Origin of the sequence: Peribacillus sp. NPDC060253 (genome assembly GCF_042727425.1) — a bacterium.
Classification (GTDB): domain Bacteria; phylum Bacillota; class Bacilli; order Bacillales; family DSM-1321; genus Peribacillus.
In genome coordinates this window covers 16306-35817 of record NZ_JBHXAS010000048.1, presented here as the reverse complement: position 1 = coordinate 35817, position 19512 = coordinate 16306, and the positions used below count along the sequence as shown (strand labels likewise).

The window sequence follows — 19512 nt, the reverse complement described above, 5'->3', positions numbered from 1 at the left end:
TTCTTATATAGTATAAATTATTTAACATGTAATTCAAGTAGTTACAAGTTAGAAAGATGTGCAAGAATAAATTAATTCATTCCATTATCCTTTAAAAGAAAGGCCGTTTAGTCAGTGGCAAAAATAAAAGGTATGTGTAATTGACAAAACATCATGGTGAAACTTAACATGTAAATGAACCAGTTACAGGTAGGGAAGGAAAGGGGGAAATGAAATCGGCTTTAATGGTTCCTTATAGGTTCCACTATGGCTGTATAAGGAAATTCTAAACAACTACAACAGATATGGAGGTATAAGGTGTCTAATACAAAAAACAAAAAAAATAATAATCAAAAACAATCTTCTGCATTCACGTTTTGGATCATAGGATTAATCGCTGTAATCATTATTGGCTTTATATTTTTGGCAAATAGAAAAGGCGAAGATACAGCTGTTTATGAAATCGATTATAAATCACAGCCTTTTTTGGGAGATAAATCGGCTCCTGTTCAAATTGTTGAATTCGGTGATTATAAATGTCCAGTATGTAAGACATTCGAGGAGCAGTTTTTTCCTTCTATAAAAAGTGAATTGATTGATACTGGAAAAGCGCAATTTTATTTCATGAATTTTTCGTTCATTAACGTCGATTCAACTAGATCTGCTAAATTTGCGGAAAGTGTTTATCAGGAATTAGGAAATGATACTTTTTGGAAATTTCATGAGTTGTTATACAGTAAGCAGCCAGATGACCCGAAATATGAAAAGGAAGATGTATTTACGGACAAGTTTTTAGAAGAAACATTGAAAGAAATCGTCAATGACAGCGATGCAAAAAAGGTCGTTTCTTCTTTTAAAGCCGAAAAATCCGAGGACCAATGGAATAAGGATATGGAGATAGCCGACGAATTGGGCGTATCCGGAACACCTTCCTTATTTGTTAATGGCAAGAAGTTTGAAGGGAATACAATTGATGACTTAGTGAAAATGGTTGATGAAGCAGCGAAGGAGAAATAGTTGATGAACAAGCCACTATTATTTTCTTGGATCCTGTCCATCATGGCCACTGCGGGAAGTCTCTATTTTAGTGAGGTTCTCCATTATGTACCTTGTACCTTTTGTTGGTATCAAAGGATCTTTATGTACCCACTCGTTATTTTATTAGGCCGGGCCTTTTATGAGCAAGACCTGAAAATTTATCGATACATCCTCCCATTATCAATTTTGGGCATGTTGGTGTCAGGGTATCACTATTGTCTGCAAAAAATCCCAGCTTTACAACAATTCGAAATGTGCCAAAGTGGTGTTCCTTGCTCAGGTGAGTATATAAATTGGTTAGGGTTCATCACGATTCCGTTTTTGGCCTTTATTGCTTTTACTCTCATTACTGTATGTATGGGATTGCTAATGAGCAAGAATCGGAAGAACTGATTGGTAATATGATAAGCGCACCATTCCTACATGGAATGGTGCTTTTTTATCGCAGAACAGAAACGGAATATAAGTGGAAATTGGAATATTCTACGAAAATTGCAATATATCAGCGAAAATTGTAATATATCTGCAAAAAATGGCAATTTATCTTCGAATTGCAACACCATCCTCCATACTAAAGAATTGACAAATCGCTAACATGTAATTTATATTATTACATGTAACTAATTTTATTACAATTAATGTTTCGCAAACGATATAGGAGGAATGAAAAATGAAAATAGGTATTATTGGTGCAAGCGGAAAAGCCGGAAATCTAATTTTAAAGGAAGCAATGACTAGGGGACATGAAGTTACGGCCATAGTCAGGGACGAAGCCAAAGTTCAAAATATCGCGGCTTCCGTAGTGGAAAAAGACATATTCTCGCTGAAAGCAGACGATATTAAAGAATTTGATGTGATCGTGAATGCCTTTGGTGCTGCTCCAGGGAAAGAAAATCTGCATGTGGATGCAGGAAAGGTCTTAATTGAGGCCATGAAAGGTGCTCCGCAAACTAAACTGATTGTTGTGGGCGGAGCTGGAAGCCTGTTCGTTGACGAGGCGAAAACGATTCGTGTACTGGATACGCCTGAATTCCCTAAAGAATACTTTGCTACAGCATATAATCAATCTAAAAACCTCGAGGATTTACAAAGTGCCAATGGCATTCAGTGGACCTTCATCAGTCCTTCTGCCTTCTTTGATCCGCAAGGAAATCGAACAGGTGGTTATAAATTGGGTAAAGACAACCTGCTTGTAAACTCGAAAGGCGAAAGTTATGTAAGTTATGCCGATTTTGCCATTGCAGTACTTGATGAAATTGAAAATCCGCAACACATCAATCAACGCTTTACCGTTGTATCCGAAGCTGAATAATTTTTCCATAGCGGGCGTCGATCCTGTCTTACAGAAACAACTTTTCAGTAAGACAGGGGCGATGTCAACCATGCCTAATCCATAGACAGACATTACATTTCCAGATTATTCCTCCATTCAAATTCATCAGGATATCCCCCCGTTGTAATAAAGCAAACTTTTTTATGTTGAAAAGATTGACTGATGTCTATTTATTGCTGATAATATAGCGAAGATAGTCCTATTAACGGCTTTTTTATTTCATGCAATACTGTTAGTTTTTGCTATAATTATTTAGATTTACCAACGGAAACCAGGAAGAAAGAAGGATTATGTGAAAATGGATTGGAAAAGTTCTTATAACTCATGGGTGAATTTCGGTTCCCTTGATGAGGAAATGAAATCATTACTTAACAAGATGCAAAATGATGAAAAAAAGATTGAAGATGCGTTTTATAAGAACTTGGAATTTGGCACAGGTGGTATGCGCGGGGAAATCGGGGCAGGTACGAATCGGATGAATCTTTATACAGTCCGCAAAGCGACATTGGGATTGGCTCATTATCTGCAATCAATCGGTGATGAAGCAAAACGCAGAGGTGTCGCGATTGCCTATGATTCACGTTTTAAATCACCTGAATTTGCCTTGGAAGCAGCCAAGACCTTGGCATCAGAAGGTATTAAGGCTTACCTATTCGATGAGTTAAGGCCAACACCAGAGTTATCCTTTGCCGTTCGTGAACTGAATGCCTATGCTGGGATTGTTATCACGGCAAGTCATAATCCTCCGGAATATAATGGTTATAAAGTGTACGGACCAGATGGTGCTCAACTTCCTCCGGCAACGGCTGATAAAGTGATTGAATTCGTGGATGCAATTGAAAATGAACTGACCATTTCAGTAAAAGATGAAGAGACATTGAAAGCACAGGGCCTCATTGAAATTGTCGGTGAGGATATCGATGCTGCTTATAATGAAAAATTGCTTACAGTTCCCGAAAACAAAAACTTAAGTGAAGAAGTTGATGTGACAGTAGTGTTCACGCCACTTCATGGCACGGCAAATAAGTCGGTAAGGCGGGCTTTACAAGACCTGGGGTACGACAAGGTTCATGTTGTAAAAGAGCAGGAATTGCCTGATCCCAATTTTTCGACGGTAAAATCCCCTAACCCTGAAGAACATGCCGCATTTGAAATGGCTATGGAATTAGGAAATGAGGTATCGGCGGACTTGTTGATTGCAACCGATCCGGATGCTGATCGTCTCGGTATAGCCGTTAAAAATAATGATGGAGAATATGTGGTGCTTACAGGTAATCAAACAGGGGCACTTATATTGGATTATCTGTTAAAAGAAAAGAAATCAAAAGGCACTTTACCTGAAAATGGCGTTGTTTTAAAAACGATCGTAACGTCTGAAATCGGGCGCAGGATTGCAAAGGAATATGGTTTAGGGACAGTTGATGTATTAACCGGTTTTAAATTTATCGCTGAAAAAATAAACGAATATAAGGTAAGTGGTAAGCACACCTTCTTATTCGGTTATGAAGAAAGCTATGGTTATTTAATCAAGGATTTTGCCCGTGATAAAGATGCAATCCAAGCAGCCGTTCTTGCCGTGGAAGTTTGTGCTTACTATAAAAAACAGGGTATGAACCTTTATGAAGGGTTGCTTAATATCTTTGAAAAGTACGGATATTACCTTGAGGGGCTTCAATCCCTGACTTTAAAGGGGATTGAAGGCGCTGGGCAAATCCAAGGGATCCTGAACCAATTCCGTGAGAATCCTCCAAAGCAAATAGCTGGAAAAGCTGTAAAGGTACAGGAAGATTATCAAAGCAGCATGAAGCTAACGGTGGGCACCAATAAGGAGGCAGTCATTGATTTACCTAAATCAAATGTAATTAAGTACTTCCTTGAGGATGGCACTTGGGTTTGCTTACGACCATCTGGCACAGAACCTAAAATCAAATTCTATTTCGGAATCCAAGGTGAAAAGATGGAAGAAGCTGAGCTGAAATTGAAGCAAGTCATGAATGCTTTTATGGAAACAATTAATGGAATAATTAATAGTTCAAAATAAGTCGGTCCTAGGACCTGACAGCTATATGAACAACATAAGGCCTTTTCCTGATAATCATACAGGGAAAGGTCGTTTGCATTTATTTCCATGTAGTAAAAACTGCACGAAACAGGAACAATTACTTGCATTTATGTCTGGCAATCCGGTCAAAGGTATAAAAAAAGGGTGCATGCCTTTTTCGGGGGTTTTTAATTTTGAAGAAATTGGTATATAATAAAGAATGTGAAATTGCATTCAGCCGACTAAAATATTTACAAAAAACGAGACTATGTTACTATAAATAAGTGATTAGGAACACTGACTAGTTTTATGGATCTATTTAAAAAGTCAATATGAAGGAGCTACAAAAGAATGAAAAAAGTGAAAAAGGCGATTATACCTGCAGCGGGGTTAGGAACTAGATTTTTACCTGCTACGAAGGCAATGCCAAAAGAAATGCTGCCAATAGTGGACAAACCAACTATTCAATATATTATAGAAGAGGCCGTCAAATCTGGAATTGAAGATATCATCATCGTCACAGGAAAGAATAAACGTGCGATAGAAGATCATTTTGATAATGCCTATGAGCTTGAGAACAACTTAAGGGAAAAAGGAAAATTCGATTTATTGGATAAAGTACAATACCCATCCAATTTAGCCAATATCCATTACATTAGGCAAAAAGAGCCTAAAGGCCTTGGACATGCTGTTTGGTGTGCACGAAATTTTATTGGTGATGAACCATTTGCCGTACTTTTAGGCGATGACATCGTTCAAAGCGAAGTGCCTTCATTACGTCAATTAATCAACCAATACGATGCGACAAATTCTTCTATCATTGGCGTTCAGCCAGTAAATGAAGAAGAAACACATAGATATGGGGTCATTGACCCGTTAGCCCAAGAAGGTAGAAGATACGAAGTGAATCGTTTCGTTGAAAAACCGAAACAAGGGACGGCACCATCCAATTTAGCCATCATGGGAAGATATATACTTACACCGGAAATTTTCGATTTCTTAGCTACACAGGAAACGGGAGCTGGCGGAGAAATTCAATTGACGGATGCCATCCAAAAATTGAATGAAATCCAAAAAGTATTCGCCTACGATTTTGAGGGAAAACGCTATGATGTTGGAGTTGTGGATGGCTTTGTGAAAACTACAATTGAATTTGCCCTACAACGTCCTGAATTGAGAGACGATATTTTGAAAGAACTGGAAAATATACTCAAGATGCACAAGGCAGCAACCAAATAGTCTTTTTTATATCTGATCCAAGTGAAAAAAGCCGGCTATGATAGGCTTTTTTCACTTGTCCTTTTTCTCAAAGCAAATGAAACGATGTGAATATGGTTAATTTCAATGAATGATTTGACAGAATAATCAGTTTAGTCAATGCGAAGAACCGTTTTGGAAAAGGGTAAAGATGGACTGGAAAAGGCATATCTACCATGGTTAGTCATGATAATCCTACATAATGTTTGATTACCACCAATATAATGCTTTAGCCATGAAAACATCAGAAATGCTTTTCGCTAATGAAGGTAGTTTTGAAAGGGGAAATATAATATGATTTTGGTCGTTGGCGGTGCAGGGTATATTGGAAGTCATCTTGTAAAAGAGTTAGTAAATACAGAAGAGGTTGTCATTCTAGATAATCTTTCAACAGGTTTTCGCTCACTTGTTGATTCGAAAGCAATCTTGGTAGAAGGGAATTTAGGGGACGAAGCGGTTTTGGATGAAATATTCCTTAAATACCCAATTAAAGCGGTCATGCACTTTGCTGCTAATAGCTTAGTGGGGGAGTCTGTTCAAGACCCTTATAAATACTATGATAATAATGTTGGTGCAACTCTAACATTATTGAAAACTATGATTAAGCATGATGTTAAAAATTTCATTTTTTCATCCACTGCAGCTACTTACGGGATACCAAATGTAGAGATGATTGATGAAGATCAGCCAACAAATCCGATTAATCCATATGGTCGCTCTAAATTGATGGTAGAGCAAATCTTAGGTGATTTTGCACATGCATATGGACTTCATTACGTCGTTTTACGCTACTTTAATGCGGCTGGAGCACATGAGACGGCAGAAATCGGGGAAAGCCATGATCCGGAAACACACCTGATTCCTATTATTTTACAGCATTTATTAGGTCAACGGGAAAAAATCTCCGTGTTTGGTACAGACTATGACACAGAAGATGGTACTTGCATTCGTGACTATATTCACGTTACCGATTTAGCTAAAGCTCATATAATAGCACTTCAAGCACTATTGTCCGGGAAGAAAGATACAGCAATCTACAACCTGGGGAATGGAAAAGGATTTTCAGTAAAAGATGTAATCGACACATGTGAAAAAGTCACAGGAGTGAAACCGAACATTGAGTATGCAGACCGTCGCCCAGGAGATCCAGCTCGTCTGGTTGCTTCAGCTAATAAGATATATGAAGACCTTGGATGGAAAGCAACAATAGATTTGGAAAAGATCATTGAAAGTGCGTGGAAATGGCATAAATCTCAAATGAATTAAAGGACAATAACTAATTCAATGATAGGTTACTTGGCTTTTCCAAGTGGTGAAGAACCAAAACAACGTTTCAGGTAGTAGAACGACTTACTTTAAAGTCGTTCTTTTTTTATTTTTATTACTGATGTGCGTTCTGTTATTGGCGTTCGGAGATGAGTTACCGTTGAAACGCTGGATCGAACGCTTTAATGGTGTTGCAAACAAGTATTTGAAGTTTCCGTTATTTAAACAGCAAGGAATATGAGAGTGGGGCATAGAATTAAAAGATATTGGTACTGTAAATGAGGTGGAATTTGTAAAACCAAGTTCATTAGGAGGAAGGTAGATTGTCAAATGATATAAACAGTTACATTGACTATCCAATGGCAAAAATTCCAGGGGGAGAAATAAAGTTAAGAGACGATAGAATAAAAAGCAAATGGAAAACGGAAATAAGACCGTTTCGTCTTGCTTGTTATCCTGTAACCAGGGGTCTATACTATGACATTGCCAATAAGTCACCTCATTCTTTTCATGGAGATCTAAAACCGGTTGTGAATATTTCTTGGAATGAGGCCATTTCTTTTTGTAATCTACTTTCACAGAAAGCTGGACTGAAAGCGTGTTATTCTATAAGTAATGATGGTGAAAAAATTATATGTGATTGGGAATCAGACGGTTATCGCCTTCCTTCAGAAGCGGAGTGGCAATATGCATGTAAAGCAGGGACGACTGGTTATAGATACGGAGTGCTTGATAAGATTGCTTGGTATAGCGAAAATTCAAAGAGCAAAATCCATGAAGTAGGAAGAAAGGAACCGAATGCATGGGGTCTGTATGATATGTTAGGGAATGTTTGGGAGTGGTGTTGGGATTTATATGATGAGCAAGTGTACGGCTCCTACCGAATTTTCCGAGGAGGCAGTTGGGCTGAAGAGGCCAGGGGTTGTGGGGCTTCATGTCGGCGTCGCAGCCATCCGTCATTTTGCATAGACGACCTTGGATTCCGACTCGCCCAATCTTTTTAACTACAACAATAAACCAACCTTCGGGATTTTACAGCTCAACGATAGTTAATTGACCGCCTTCTCTTGAAGGCGGTTTACTTTTGGTGAAATAGCCTTATTTTAAGAAACATCGCAGGAGAAATATTTTAAAGCTCCCTTCAAGTCCTTTTACCAAAAAGGGATTTTAATAAGGATATAGAATTACTAATCAGAGGTTTATCATTCATTTAATAGGAGATGTTCTGTTTGAAAATGGTAAGGTATTTCATTATGATGCATTCAGTAATAAGCCGAATAAAGGAAATCCGGCTGGTGTCGTCCTAGATACAGATGGGCTGACGGAAAAGGAAATGCAAGATATAGCAAAGAAGGTGGGGTTCAATGAAACCTCTTTTCCCATTAAATCCGATATTGCCGATCTTAGGATTCGTTATTTTACACCAGGTCACGAAATGAATCTTTGTGGACACGCCACAATGGCTACCATTCATGCACTGAAGACAAGGGGATTGTTGGATAAAAACGAGCTGAAGATTGAAACAGGAGCGGGAATATTGCCAATCAAGATCGATACGACCGCGGAGCAAGAGCTATACATAACGATGAAACAGGCCACCCCACAGTTTGAAGCGTTTAGCGGGGATAAGGGGGATTTAGCCAGTTCCCTAGGACTTGATATAGAAGATCTGGATGCGGAATTGCCAATTTTATATGGAAGTACAGGTTTATGGACTTTACTGGTTCCGATAAAAGAACGCAAAGCATTCAAAAAGATGAAGGCGAACAATAACCTGTTTCCACAAATATTAAAGGAAATGCCTAGAGCTTCTGTTCATCCCTTTTGCTTGGAAACGGATGATCAGGATGCCCATATGCATGCACGGCATTTTTCCTCCCCGTTTTCAGGTACGCTTGAGGACCCTGTTACAGGAACGGCTTCAGGTGTAATGGGAGCTTATTATGCAAAATACAAAAAGGGTGACCTTGAAAATGAATTGAACCTGTTAATAGAACAGGGAAATGAAATCGGTAAGGATGGCAGAGTTCACGTTACTGTTACAAAAAACCATGACACCTATGATATTGAAATTAGAGGGAATGCTGTTTACGTTAAAGAATTTGAAGTGGAGGTATAAGTAAGAGGAGGATGGCCGGTTGTCATTTATGATGGAAAAATATAATCTTTGAATTAGGAGCTACCTTTGGAACCTTTTGCAATTCCATCCTTATCTATGAACTTACAAATTCCACTGAGGCTTTGGGGAGCATGTGGATGTTATACTTTGTGCCATCCTTGATATTGCAATTATTTATTAGCCATTATTTTCACCCGCCAATTACTTTACATTCATGGATCACCCCTAACGCTAGGGAGCGTACTGCTACATGAAATGGAAGGTATGTTGAACCTGTAAAAACCCTGATGCTTGACTTGAAACGTCAAGCATCAGGGTTTTTATCAGTCTCCCATGCTCATCCCTTTTAAGGTTACGGCAGTCAGGAACAAGGTTATGCAAATGATTGAGGTGGATACGACAATCGCAATCGGTAAAGTCATTGGAAATCCCTCCTTTAGATGATGGTTACGCTGCTAAGATCGACCTTTGCTCCATATAAAAAGTTGTAAGTAAGTTTATTCATTGATGCTCCAGTAAAGTCGATTTTCTTTAAATCGGAAATCCGGAATTGAACATTGATGAGTGTGGCATCGCGAAATGATGCCATTTTCAATGAAGAACCCTCGAAAATGGTTTGGTTGAATGTTTCCCCGTCAAATATAAGACCAGATAAATTACAACCTTTAAAATGAGTCTTGTTATAAATGCTGTTCTTGAAAGTGACGCCTTTTAAATTAGCACTTTTAAATAAGGTACTCGTTAAATTGGCATTTTCAAAGATGCAATTATTTAAGTTACTGCTCTTAAATGTGCTGTTCGTTAGGTCAGAATGACTGAAATCAGAACCGCTTAAATCGCAGGAATTAAACTTCCCATCATGCACGGATACCGAGCGGAAGTCGGAATCCACTAAGCGTTGTCTGGAATAGTCCATGTTTATCGCCTGCTCCAGCACATTATATTGTAGATTGAGTGATTCCATCAGCTCTGATACTTCCCCAATCGAATCCACGGTCAGCTTATACGCTTCCTGCTCACTAGCACCATTCCTTTTATGGTCATTGTATTTTTCCAGTAAGTTTTGTAGCAGCTCTTCTTCCAATTCCTTTGCTGTTTTTGCACTTTCGTACGGGGCAAAAATGCTATGAACATGTGCATTCAGTTTTTCAATCATATATCATCTTCCTTCCTTATAAGAGGCGTTCTAGTATGCGCTTGGCCTGCTCCCAGTCATTTTTATTTTGTGTATAGGTGTCTTCCCCGATGGAGGTGATTTTGTAATATTTCCTTCTTCCGCCTTGTGTAGCATCTCCCCAGTAAGAGAGGATGCACCCGTCTTTTTCTAGACGTTTTAAGCTGGAATACATCGTAGCTTCCTTTATTTCATATTGCTCATTTGAACTCATGTATATCAGTTTACTGATTTCATAGCCGTATTTATCGCCACTTTGCAGGAGCTTTAGAATCATCGTATCTACATGTCCGCGAAGTAAGTCAGAGGATAGTTGTCGTTGAACCAAATCCTCACCTCCTTTGGTATATCTTATAGTATATTACTATGACAGTCAAGGTAATTTGGTTACACAAATATGTGTGCGATCAGTATATTTGGAGAGGGATTTTAAGAAATGGGAAACGAATATTTGGCGTACGACATATGAAGAAATGGAAGGTATAAATAAGCACTGATTTTCCATATATATAATAGCTTGAAGGAATTTTTTATGTTTTATAGAAGAAGTATGTGAAGAAGTGCAGGAGGCGGGAGTGTTGAATAATTCTTGGAATAAAATTATTTATAAGGTTTGGTCTCCAGTTTACGACAAAATCTTCAACTCACATCTCTTTTTCAATGCCAGAACAAGAATATTTGAAGAGATATCATTTCACGACAAAGGAAAGATTCTCTTTGTGGGTGTAGGAACGGGGGCAGATTTAGAGTTAATCAAGCATCTTGCCCTTGAGGTTACAGCGATCGACCTTTCACCTGATATGCTGAAAAGGGCGAAGGGGAAATATAAAAATACTTCGATCACTTTTTTAGAGATGGATGCACAGAATATGAAATTTAATAATGAATCGTTTGATTATATAGTTGGAAGTTTGATCCTTTCCGTCGTACCTGATGCAAAAGAATGTCTTCGGGAAATGAGCAGGGTTTTAAAAAAAGACGGGAAAATCATTCTATTCGATAAATTCATCTCTAATGATGAAAAGCCTTCATTCCCCAAAAGGCTTGTGAGACCCATCATTAGATTTTTAGGTACAGATATTGGCTTGCGATTTGAAGACTTGTTCAGCAGGCATGATAAGAATATGAAAATTGAAGAAGACCGAGCGATTATGCTGAATGGCATGTATAGAAAGATCATAATCAATAAACGAAAATAATCAGCTAATTTTATTATCTTTGTGAAAAGGAGTGGAAGGTATGAAATTCCCATCAAAAAAAGATTGGTGGATGTATCCCATTTTTCTTGGAATATTCTTGGCGGTTCTCTCACCGGCAGTTTTGGATAAAGACTTCGCAAGTCTATGGGTCGGCATTCCCGTCATCTGTTTACTTCTCTGGGTTTGGTTCACGACTTATTATGTCATTGAAGGTAAAACCTTAATCATTCGGTCGGCATTCATCCATAAAACCATTTCCATCCATGATATCAAATCGATTGATAGGTTATTTAACCCTTTATCCTCTCCAGCTCTTTCACTTGACCGTTTAAAAATACAATATGGCATTCATCATACTGCCCTCATCTCTCCTTTAAATCGAGAGGATTTCATTGAAGAACTATTGAAGCTGAATCCTTCAATACGGAGTAGCGTGAATGAATAGAATTTACTAAATTTCACAAATAGGAGTGTAGCCATGATAAAAGGTCTTTAAGAAGCACATTTACCAGTGTGTGATCTTGATGTCTCCATTGGATTTTATAAAAAGAATGTATAATTAAAATGTGGAATTTAATGGGAGAAGGTGATGGTTTTGTCGGAGACGATTACAACCTATGAAGATGTTTTAAATATGCTAGACTCGTTATTGCGTGAGCCAACTGCATTCTGGGATGGTTTTTATGAAAACCGTGAAAAGAAGATTCCCTTTTTTGAAAACCTCCCTGATGAGAATTTGATTCATTACTTTGATAGTGAATTACTTGGTTCAGGAAGGGTTCTTGAGCTTGGGTGCGGCCCTGGAAGAAATGCTATTTACCTTGCTCAAAAGGGGTGTTCTGTTGATGCGGTGGATCTTTCAAAAGAAGCCTTGGAATGGGGAAAAGAACGAGCGGCAGAAAAGAAAGTGCATGTGAACTTCATTCAAAGAAACATATTTGAGCTGGAAGTTGAGGAAGGGCAATATGACTTCGTCTATGATTCAGGCTGTTTTCATCATATTGCTCCACATCGAAGGATAAATTATTTGGAGATGGTGAAAAAGGCGTTAAAGCCAAAAGGATTGTACTCGATTATTTGTTTTGTTGAAGGCGGTATATTAGGTGGTGCCGATATTTCAGATTGGGAGGTATATAGGCAAAGAAGCCTTAAAGGCGGATTGGGTTTTAGTGAAGAAAAAATTAAAACGATCTTTAAGGACTTTGAAGTGGTGGAAATACGTAAAATGAGGAATATGGAACAATCAAAAGAAGCCTTTGGGGTACAAGGTTTATGGACGGGTTTATTTATGAAAAAGTAATTCTTGAGATAGGAGAAATGGTGATAAGATGGAGTTATGAGGTTGGGGATAGCTTGGCTGAATGTCACCAAAAGGGGATCTGGAGCAGATCCTTTTTTTGCGTTTTAAAGAGGAGGGTGATGAAAAAGGTTGATTTGTTAACTAAAATAAAAAATGGTAAACTATAACAATAAATGAAGTGAATCAAAATGCTGCAATCCTTGGGGGGGACTTGATTTACCAGATAAATAGAAAAAGAGCAGAACCTTTTTTTTTTTCTAAATCGGTGATTTTATGGTTTTCAAAAGCAGCTGAGAAGGTATATGGAAAGAGGGCTGTTACCCTTTCAAAACCCTGATAATGGCCGATTCAGTCTTGAGAGCGTTAAATGTATCGTGTGCCGAGACCATTTGGAATACTAAAAAAATAAATAGGTGGAGAAGTCTATGCATAGAAATAAAGAGCTATATTCCTTTTTATTAGGTAAGGCAACACAAATGACTGAGGATTGGTACGCAACATTGAATAAAAATGATAAGGCGGGGGTTTATAGCTCACCTGATCCCCAAGTTATAAAGAAACTGAAACAGCAAAATAATGAATTCCACTTACATTTCTTTCAAATCTTCGTTACAGAGGAAAGGGAGTTCTTTAAGCATCTTGATGGTTGGATTGAAGATATCGGTAAGGATGAGCAACATTTAAAAACACCCGTATATTTCATATTGAGGGAATTTTTTCGAACGCAAGAGCAATACTTGGATTATATTGACCAATTTGTTGCATTGCATGAAGAGGAATATACACAAGAGGAAATAAACTCCTGGTATCGGATAGTGATCAGGGTTTTCAGTGAAGTGATGGAGAAGTTTACGGAAGCAAATCATAGATATGCCAATAAAATAATGAAAGCCCAACAGGCAACGATTGATGAATTGAGCTCTCCCATCATATCCCTTAAAGATAATACAGCATTGCTCCCATTGATTGGTGATATAGACACGGCGAGGGGCATGTCCTTGCTTGAAAACACCTTACAAAAGTGCGCTGAAAAAAATGTCACTAGGCTTTTCATTGACCTATCGGGCGTTCATGCGATAGATAGTGTATCTGCTCATCAACTGTCACAATTGATTGAATCCCTGCATCTGCTTGGAATCCATACAACCCTTTCAGGACTACGACCGGAAATAGCCATAACGGCAGTCAAGCTTCAATTGCCTTTTGATAAAGTGACGATAAAATCCACGCTTGCCCAAGCGATTAATACCATTAAATAATACATACGTAATCATGTCCTTGGGATGCTCGCTTTTGTGAAAATTAAGGTTTCATAAGCTTCAATGAGAAGGCCGCCATTTGGCGGTTTTTTTATCAGTAAAAGCTAGAATGATAGGATACTTAAGGCCGCGCTCTCATTATACTTACAGTTGCGAGTAAGATGTCACGGATTTTATTTCTAATGAATTGGAAGAACCTGACCAGCTGAGTTGAGGGAACATAAAATAACGGATAATAATAACATTCTAAGTAGTATCCGCGGAAATACTGCTAGCGTTGGGTGTCAAAAAAATGTGTCTGCGGATGGCCAATATAAATTTTTCATTAGATGAAGAACCTTAATCGGTAGTTGGACCTGCTCTATTAAGTCTCCCTACAAATAGAGCAGGAAAGAGTGATACGGCATAGCTTATTCAATATTAGCAAACACGGCTAGATCTTCCTTATTACCGACTACTAAAAGCATATCTTTTTCATGAATATTGTAATCGGGTGATGGTGCTATGATAATTTCACCATTACTCACGATGGCAATGACGCTGATATTATACTTTGCACGTAAATCAAGCTCTCTGAGGCTTTTTCCCTTCATGCTCATGGGGAGGATGATTTCCTCGATATTGTATTCTTTAGAGAGTTCTATATAGTTCAACATGTTAGGGGACAGGAGCTGATTCGCGACCCGTTCCCCCATATCCCTCTCAGGATAGATGACCCAGTCAGCACCAACCTTGGTGAGCACTTGACCGTGATTTTTATTAAGGGCTTTGGCAATGACTTTTTCGACCCCCAGCTCTTTTAAAAGCAAGGTGGTTAAAATGCTGGATTGCATATCATTCCCGATGGCTACGATGACACAATCAAAATTACGGATTCCCATGGACTTCAATGCCTCTTCTTCAGTGGTATCCGCAATGACCGCATGGGTAACGCTTAATTCTGCATTCTCGACTCTTTCCTCGCTGATATCAATCCCCAATACCTCTTGACCGGCCGTATACAATCTATGGGCCACACTCGTTCCGAATCTACCTAAACCGATAACGGCATATTGTCGTTTTCCCATCTTTTTCACTCCTTCATTTATGATTACCCAATCATGATTTTCCCTTTTGGCCGACGGAATGGATCTGGTTTACGCCTCATTGCGATAGCAAAGGCAATAGTCAAAGGACCCACCCTGCCTGCAAACATCGTGAATATGATGAGCATCCGGCCAACCGGTGATAATTCGGGTGTCAAACCCATTGAAAGTCCCACGGTGGCGAATGCTGAAGTGGCTTCAAATAAAATCATCAAGAAATCACTTCCGCTTTCAGTGATGGTCAGCAGAATGGTGATTATGGAAACGATGAATACGCCAATGAATGTAACGGATAACGCTTTAAAGACCGTTTCACTCACAATGCGGTGACGGTATAATACCACATCACCCTTTCCTGTAATTTGTGACCAGACCGTTCCGACGAGCGTCGCTAATGTGGTTGTTTTAATCCCGCCGCCAGTCGATCCAGGTGAAGCCCCAACGAACATCAAGAAAATGATGAGCAGTAATGTGGGCTGCGTTAAATCAGGGATATTCAGCGTATTGGAGCCTGCTGTCCTTGGTGAAACCGATTGAAATAGAGACGATAACGTTTTACCCATGAAAGATAAAGGCTGCAATGTTTTGGCATTACCGAATTCAAATAAAAAGATTAAAATGGCACCGCCTATTGTAAGGATCAAGCTAGTCATCAATACAACCTTCGTATGTACGGATAAACGATGGGTATCACGATATTCGTATAGTTCATTCATCACGAGAAAACCTATTCCCCCTAAAGTGATGAGGAAGACGACCGTAATGGTTACGAATGGATCGGATACATAAGGGGTCAAACTCCTGAATTCTCCCATTAAATCAAAACCGGCATTATTGAAATTGGATATGGAATGAAAAACCCCGTAATAAATCGCTTTGCCGATTGGCATGTCAAAAGAAAAGCGGATCGATAAGATGATGGCACCGATGCCTTCAATGATGGCCGTGAAAATTAAAAGCCGTTTTACTAACCTGACTATACCTGCCATGGATAAATTATTTAAGGACTCCTGCAAGAGTAACCTGCCTTTTAACGAAATCTTCTTGCCTAATAAGAAAAAGAAAAATGTCGCAAATGACATGAATCCTAAGCCGCCGATTTGAATCAGTGTTAAGATGACCAACTCACCAAAGGTGGTGAAAGTCGTTCCCGTATCCACTACGACAAGCCCTGTTACACATGTAGCGGAGGTTGAGGTGAATAAAGCATCCAGAAAAGCAAGACCATTTCCATTTTCAGTGGAAATCGGCAGGGTCAGCAAATAGGCCCCAATAAGTATCAAGGTGGCAAAGCCGAGTACAAGGATTTTTGGCGGATCCAATAATTTTTTTGTCATATTCAAATGATCATCCCTACCCATAAAAATATTGTTTAAAACTGTATGAATATCTTAACCATCAATCTTCTTTCCACAACTTTTTTTAAGGCATAATAAAAAGACCTACGAAAACATCACAGTTAATTTGCCACAAAAAGCGTGAAAAAAAACTCTCGATATAGGCGGTCTTATGACCTCCTTCGCTTTAGCCGACGAAGTTAGCTGACGGGTAGGATGGCGAAAGAGCAAATCTCATCCCTTCTGCAAGGCAGAATTAACCCCAAATAAGTGGGTCCTCCGTACTCAATTTCCTTGAGTCTTGGCCGAATTCTATTAAATTGATAAACGTATTCTACTCCCATCATTTAGCAGTTGTAAACCCCTATATTGTAAAAAAATATTTCTTTAACAAAACTGAAAATTTACGTTTTATTTACATTTTGAAAACGTATTGACAAATATTAGTTAGCACATTATGATAGGTTCGATTAAATCAAAAATGACAATCAGAATCGATGTACGATATACAGCATTTTCAAGTAGAACAATATATAAAATTACTTTTGGGAATGATAAAGCAATTCATTCGTATTTAAAAAGTTTTTGACATTTCATAAAAAAGGCGGGCAAATATGGAGAAGACGTACAATAGATATGTTATTAACGCGACAGGCAAAGGCGGGCAGACATATTTAACACAATGCCAGGATAAAGATGCACTAAAAAAATGGATAGCCGATCATGAGGATCAAATCATAATGAAAGAGTTAAGGATAACGGATAAGAAAAAGAACCCTTTTTTAAAATTGTTTTCTCTAAGGTAAAATCCTTGAATCCCACCATTCTTTAGGCGGCATTTTTTTATTAATTCCTGCGTTATGGCCAGGAACCTTGAAGCCGAGGAATCCATATCTTGTTTCGCTTTAGAACCCCATTTATATCAAATGGGGTTTTTTGCGTGCAAAATCGTATTATTTACAATATTATCCTATTGATGTTAAAATTTAGATGAAAACAGTGGTGAAGGGATCGCTTTCCAACCATGTTTATTGAGGGCAGTCTCCTAGCATTACGGTGGCACCAAGAAATATGATCTCGTCCACAAGATGCTTCTCTTGGGAACGGGATTTTTTTATTGCTTATATACCTCATTACGTTTAAAGGAGAGGAAACGTTGACATTCAAACATGTATTCATATCTTGGAAATATCCTTCGATCCTATTGTGCGGAATCGGAATTTCAAACTTCGGTGCATGGGTTTATTTTATCGCTCTCAATTTAATCATTCTGGATATGACGAATTCAGCCTTAGCGGTGGCTGGACTTTATATCGTTAAACCGATGGCTTCATTATTCACGAATGTGTGGGCAGGAAGCGTGATCGACAGGATAAATAAGCGGAATCTAATGGTGGCACTTGACCTATTTCGAACGGTATTCCTAGCTTTGCTGCCAACGATTTCTTCAATTTGGGTCATTTATTCCGTTGTCTTCGTGATCAATATGGCCGGGACCATGTTTGTAACAACATCAAGGTCGTATATCACAAAATTAATACCCGTAGAACAGAGAAAACGATTTAACTCATTGCGAAGCTTAATCGATTCTGGAGCTTTTTTGATTGGGCCAGCGATAGCGGGTATTCTTTTCTTGATCGGCACACCGGTCTTGGCCATCTATATGAACGCAGCAGCCTTATTGCTATCAGGCATCATAACTCTATTTATGCCCAACCTTGAAAAGGGACATTCCTTTGAACAATCCGATCGTTACCTGTCTTGGACCATCATGAAAAAGGATTGGGGGATCGTGCTGAACTTCAGCCGTAAATTTTCTTATATCATGCTCATTTATTTCTTTTTCAGCTGTATGGTCGTAATGGAAACGGCCATAGACTCCCAAGAAGCGGCGTTTGCCAAGGCCGTGCTCCTTTTGTCTGACAGCGATTATGGTTTCCTTGTAAGTATAGCCGGGGCAGGCATCATAGCAGGTGCAATCGTCAATGCTGTATCCATCAGCAAAGTGCAAATATCGTATCTAATTGGCCTGGGATCCTTATTTGTCTCAATAGGTTATATGATCTTTGCTTTTTCAACTTCGTTTACGATAGCGGCCATTGGATTTTTCATTATTGCCTTTTCACTGGCTTTTGCCAACACAGGTTTTCAAACATTTTATCAAAACAACATTCCAGTGGAAATCATGGGGAGGGTCGGAAGTATTTTTGGACTGTTAGAAGCATTGTTGATCATCATGACCACCGCAATAGTTGGAATTTCAGCTCATTTCATTTCGATTCGGTTCGTGGTGATCTCAGGTTCCGTGATCATGTTCGCTCTATCGATATTATTGTCCATGCTTAGCATGAAGACCTCGAAGAGCAGGTATTATCATATTGGTAATGTAGAGGCAAATGCGGAGGAAAAGAGATAAGTGTAAAGAGTGTATCCCATTTTAAAGGCATGTTAATGGAACATGCCTTTTATGAAGTTCATTCAATGAATGTACGTAATTGGCTGATGAATTTCAAAATTTGAAAGTGGATTTTTGCCATTTCCTCAACCGATTGCTCCTCGCAATTCTCCAGCCACTCCTGGATCACGCCTAAGATTGCAGATGTCATAAAGGCGTTCATATACTTAAGAAACTCTTCGTCTTTCGCTGCTGGATGCTGGCTGATTAAACGCTCCAACAGTACTTCTCCGAATACGCGCTTAACTTTTTTTGCAAAAGAGGGATCGCCTTTATCACCAAGAATGGCCCTCAATGCATGGGCATGCTCACTGATGAATTGAAAAATCGCTACGAAAGGTGGGTAAAGTTGTTGTTGATGAAGAGCCATAAAAACTTCTTTCGGCAAAATGGCAGTAATGCGTGCTTGAAGCTCATTCAGCAATTGCTGCTGTAAGTGATCCATCAATTCATATTTATCTACGTAATGCAAATAGAATGTGCCCCGGTTAATGTTCGCGCGTTCTGCAATTTTCTTCACTGATACTTGTGAGAACCCATCCTCTTCAACTAGTGCTATAAAATGATATTGTATCTGCGTTTTCGTTTTTTGTACCATTTCCTCATGAATCGATGCCATTCTAATATCTCCTTTCACTAAACATTTTTCCAAATGTGTTGATTGTATTAG

General features: G+C 38.8%; 19 protein-coding genes, 1 pseudogene and 1 riboswitch. Of the genes and pseudogenes, 15 read left to right on the top strand and 5 right to left on the bottom strand.

What is annotated here, in order from left to right; genetic code table 11:
• Positions 1-297 precede the first annotated feature (297 nt).
• The 9 genes and pseudogenes from ACFWE9_RS14190 to ACFWE9_RS14150 form a co-directional block, all read left to right on the top strand.
• Complete coding sequence (locus tag ACFWE9_RS14190; protein ID WP_230158919.1) at positions 298-996, top strand: DsbA family protein; 699 nt, start codon at positions 298-300, stop codon at positions 994-996.
• A 3-nt stretch (positions 997-999) separates the two neighbouring features.
• A complete protein-coding gene (locus ACFWE9_RS14185; protein WP_230158920.1) occupies positions 1000-1410 on the top strand; it encodes a disulfide oxidoreductase in 411 nt (136 codons plus the stop codon).
• 277 nt (positions 1411-1687) lie between these two features.
• Complete coding sequence (locus tag ACFWE9_RS14180) at positions 1688-2329, top strand: NAD(P)-dependent oxidoreductase (RefSeq protein WP_230158921.1); 642 nt, start codon at positions 1688-1690, stop codon at positions 2327-2329.
• Between the two features lie 319 nt (positions 2330-2648).
• The gene (locus tag ACFWE9_RS14175) at positions 2649-4391 is read left to right on the top strand and encodes a phospho-sugar mutase (RefSeq protein ID WP_377357298.1); all 1743 of its coding nucleotides are present in this window, start codon (positions 2649-2651) and stop codon (positions 4389-4391) included.
• A 351-nt stretch (positions 4392-4742) separates the two neighbouring features.
• Positions 4743-5630, top strand: coding sequence for a UTP--glucose-1-phosphate uridylyltransferase GalU (galU, locus tag ACFWE9_RS14170; protein WP_230158923.1), 888 nt, complete (start codon positions 4743-4745; stop codon positions 5628-5630).
• A 312-nt stretch (positions 5631-5942) separates the two neighbouring features.
• Positions 5943-6914: a UDP-glucose 4-epimerase GalE gene (gene galE / locus ACFWE9_RS14165; RefSeq protein WP_230158924.1), complete on the top strand. Its 972-nt coding sequence runs from the start codon at positions 5943-5945 to the stop codon at positions 6912-6914.
• 359 nt (positions 6915-7273) lie between these two features.
• Positions 7274-7918, top strand: a complete 645-nt coding sequence (locus ACFWE9_RS14160; RefSeq protein ID WP_230158968.1) for a formylglycine-generating enzyme family protein — start codon at positions 7274-7276, stop codon at positions 7916-7918.
• 221 nt (positions 7919-8139) lie between these two features.
• Entirely contained in the window at positions 8140-9033 is an 894-nt protein-coding gene (locus ACFWE9_RS14155; protein WP_377357304.1) for a PhzF family phenazine biosynthesis protein, read from the top strand.
• Positions 9034-9074: 41 nt separating this feature from the next.
• Positions 9075-9221: pseudogene (locus tag ACFWE9_RS14150) on the top strand (MFS transporter); the annotation flags it as partial.
• A 248-nt stretch (positions 9222-9469) separates the two neighbouring features.
• Here the strand turns inward: ACFWE9_RS14150 and ACFWE9_RS14145 are convergent.
• Positions 9470-10189, bottom strand: a complete 720-nt coding sequence (locus tag ACFWE9_RS14145) for a pentapeptide repeat-containing protein (protein WP_230158928.1) — start codon at positions 10187-10189, stop codon at positions 9470-9472.
• A 16-nt stretch (positions 10190-10205) separates the two neighbouring features.
• A complete protein-coding gene (locus ACFWE9_RS14140) occupies positions 10206-10484 on the bottom strand; it encodes a PadR family transcriptional regulator (protein WP_377357302.1) in 279 nt (92 codons plus the stop codon).
• A gap of 301 nt (positions 10485-10785) precedes the next feature.
• Between ACFWE9_RS14140 and ACFWE9_RS14135 the strand changes: the two genes are divergently transcribed.
• The 4 genes from ACFWE9_RS14135 to ACFWE9_RS14120 all read left to right on the top strand — a co-directional run bounded on the left by ACFWE9_RS14135 (position 10786) and on the right by ACFWE9_RS14120 (position 13965).
• Positions 10786-11406 carry a class I SAM-dependent methyltransferase gene (locus tag ACFWE9_RS14135; RefSeq protein ID WP_377357295.1) on the top strand — a complete coding sequence of 207 codons (621 nt, stop codon included), beginning with the start codon at positions 10786-10788 and terminating at the stop codon, positions 11404-11406.
• Between the two features lie 40 nt (positions 11407-11446).
• Entirely contained in the window at positions 11447-11851 is a 405-nt protein-coding gene (locus ACFWE9_RS14130) for a PH domain-containing protein (protein WP_377357293.1), read from the top strand.
• Positions 11852-12001: 150 nt separating this feature from the next.
• A complete protein-coding gene (locus ACFWE9_RS14125) occupies positions 12002-12706 on the top strand; it encodes a class I SAM-dependent methyltransferase (protein WP_230158934.1) in 705 nt (234 codons plus the stop codon).
• Between the two features lie 425 nt (positions 12707-13131).
• On the top strand, positions 13132-13965 hold the full coding sequence (locus ACFWE9_RS14120; RefSeq protein WP_377357291.1) for an STAS domain-containing protein: 834 nt from the start codon (positions 13132-13134) through the stop codon (positions 13963-13965).
• A gap of 410 nt (positions 13966-14375) precedes the next feature.
• Here the strand turns inward: ACFWE9_RS14120 and ACFWE9_RS14115 are convergent, their stop codons facing one another.
• On the bottom strand, positions 14376-15032 hold the full coding sequence (locus ACFWE9_RS14115; RefSeq protein ID WP_377357289.1) for a potassium channel family protein: 657 nt from the start codon (positions 15030-15032) through the stop codon (positions 14376-14378).
• A 23-nt stretch (positions 15033-15055) separates the two neighbouring features.
• Complete coding sequence (locus ACFWE9_RS14110; protein ID WP_377357287.1) at positions 15056-16387, bottom strand: TrkH family potassium uptake protein; 1332 nt, start codon at positions 16385-16387, stop codon at positions 15056-15058.
• A 174-nt stretch (positions 16388-16561) separates the two neighbouring features.
• Positions 16562-16704: riboswitch (cyclic di-AMP (ydaO/yuaA leader) on the bottom strand.
• A gap of 297 nt (positions 16705-17001) precedes the next feature.
• Here ACFWE9_RS14110 and ACFWE9_RS14105 point away from each other — a divergent pair.
• Together ACFWE9_RS14105 and ACFWE9_RS14100 are read left to right on the top strand one after the other, a co-directional pair.
• A complete protein-coding gene (locus ACFWE9_RS14105; RefSeq protein ID WP_230158939.1) occupies positions 17002-17193 on the top strand; it encodes a hypothetical protein in 192 nt (63 codons plus the stop codon).
• Positions 17194-17543: 350 nt separating this feature from the next.
• A complete protein-coding gene (locus tag ACFWE9_RS14100) occupies positions 17544-18803 on the top strand; it encodes an MFS transporter (RefSeq protein ID WP_230158940.1) in 1260 nt (419 codons plus the stop codon).
• Between the two features lie 58 nt (positions 18804-18861).
• Here the strand turns inward: ACFWE9_RS14100 and ACFWE9_RS14095 are convergent, their stop codons facing one another.
• Entirely contained in the window at positions 18862-19461 is a 600-nt protein-coding gene (locus ACFWE9_RS14095) for a TetR/AcrR family transcriptional regulator (RefSeq protein ID WP_230158943.1), read from the bottom strand.
• Positions 19462-19512 lie beyond the last annotated feature (51 nt).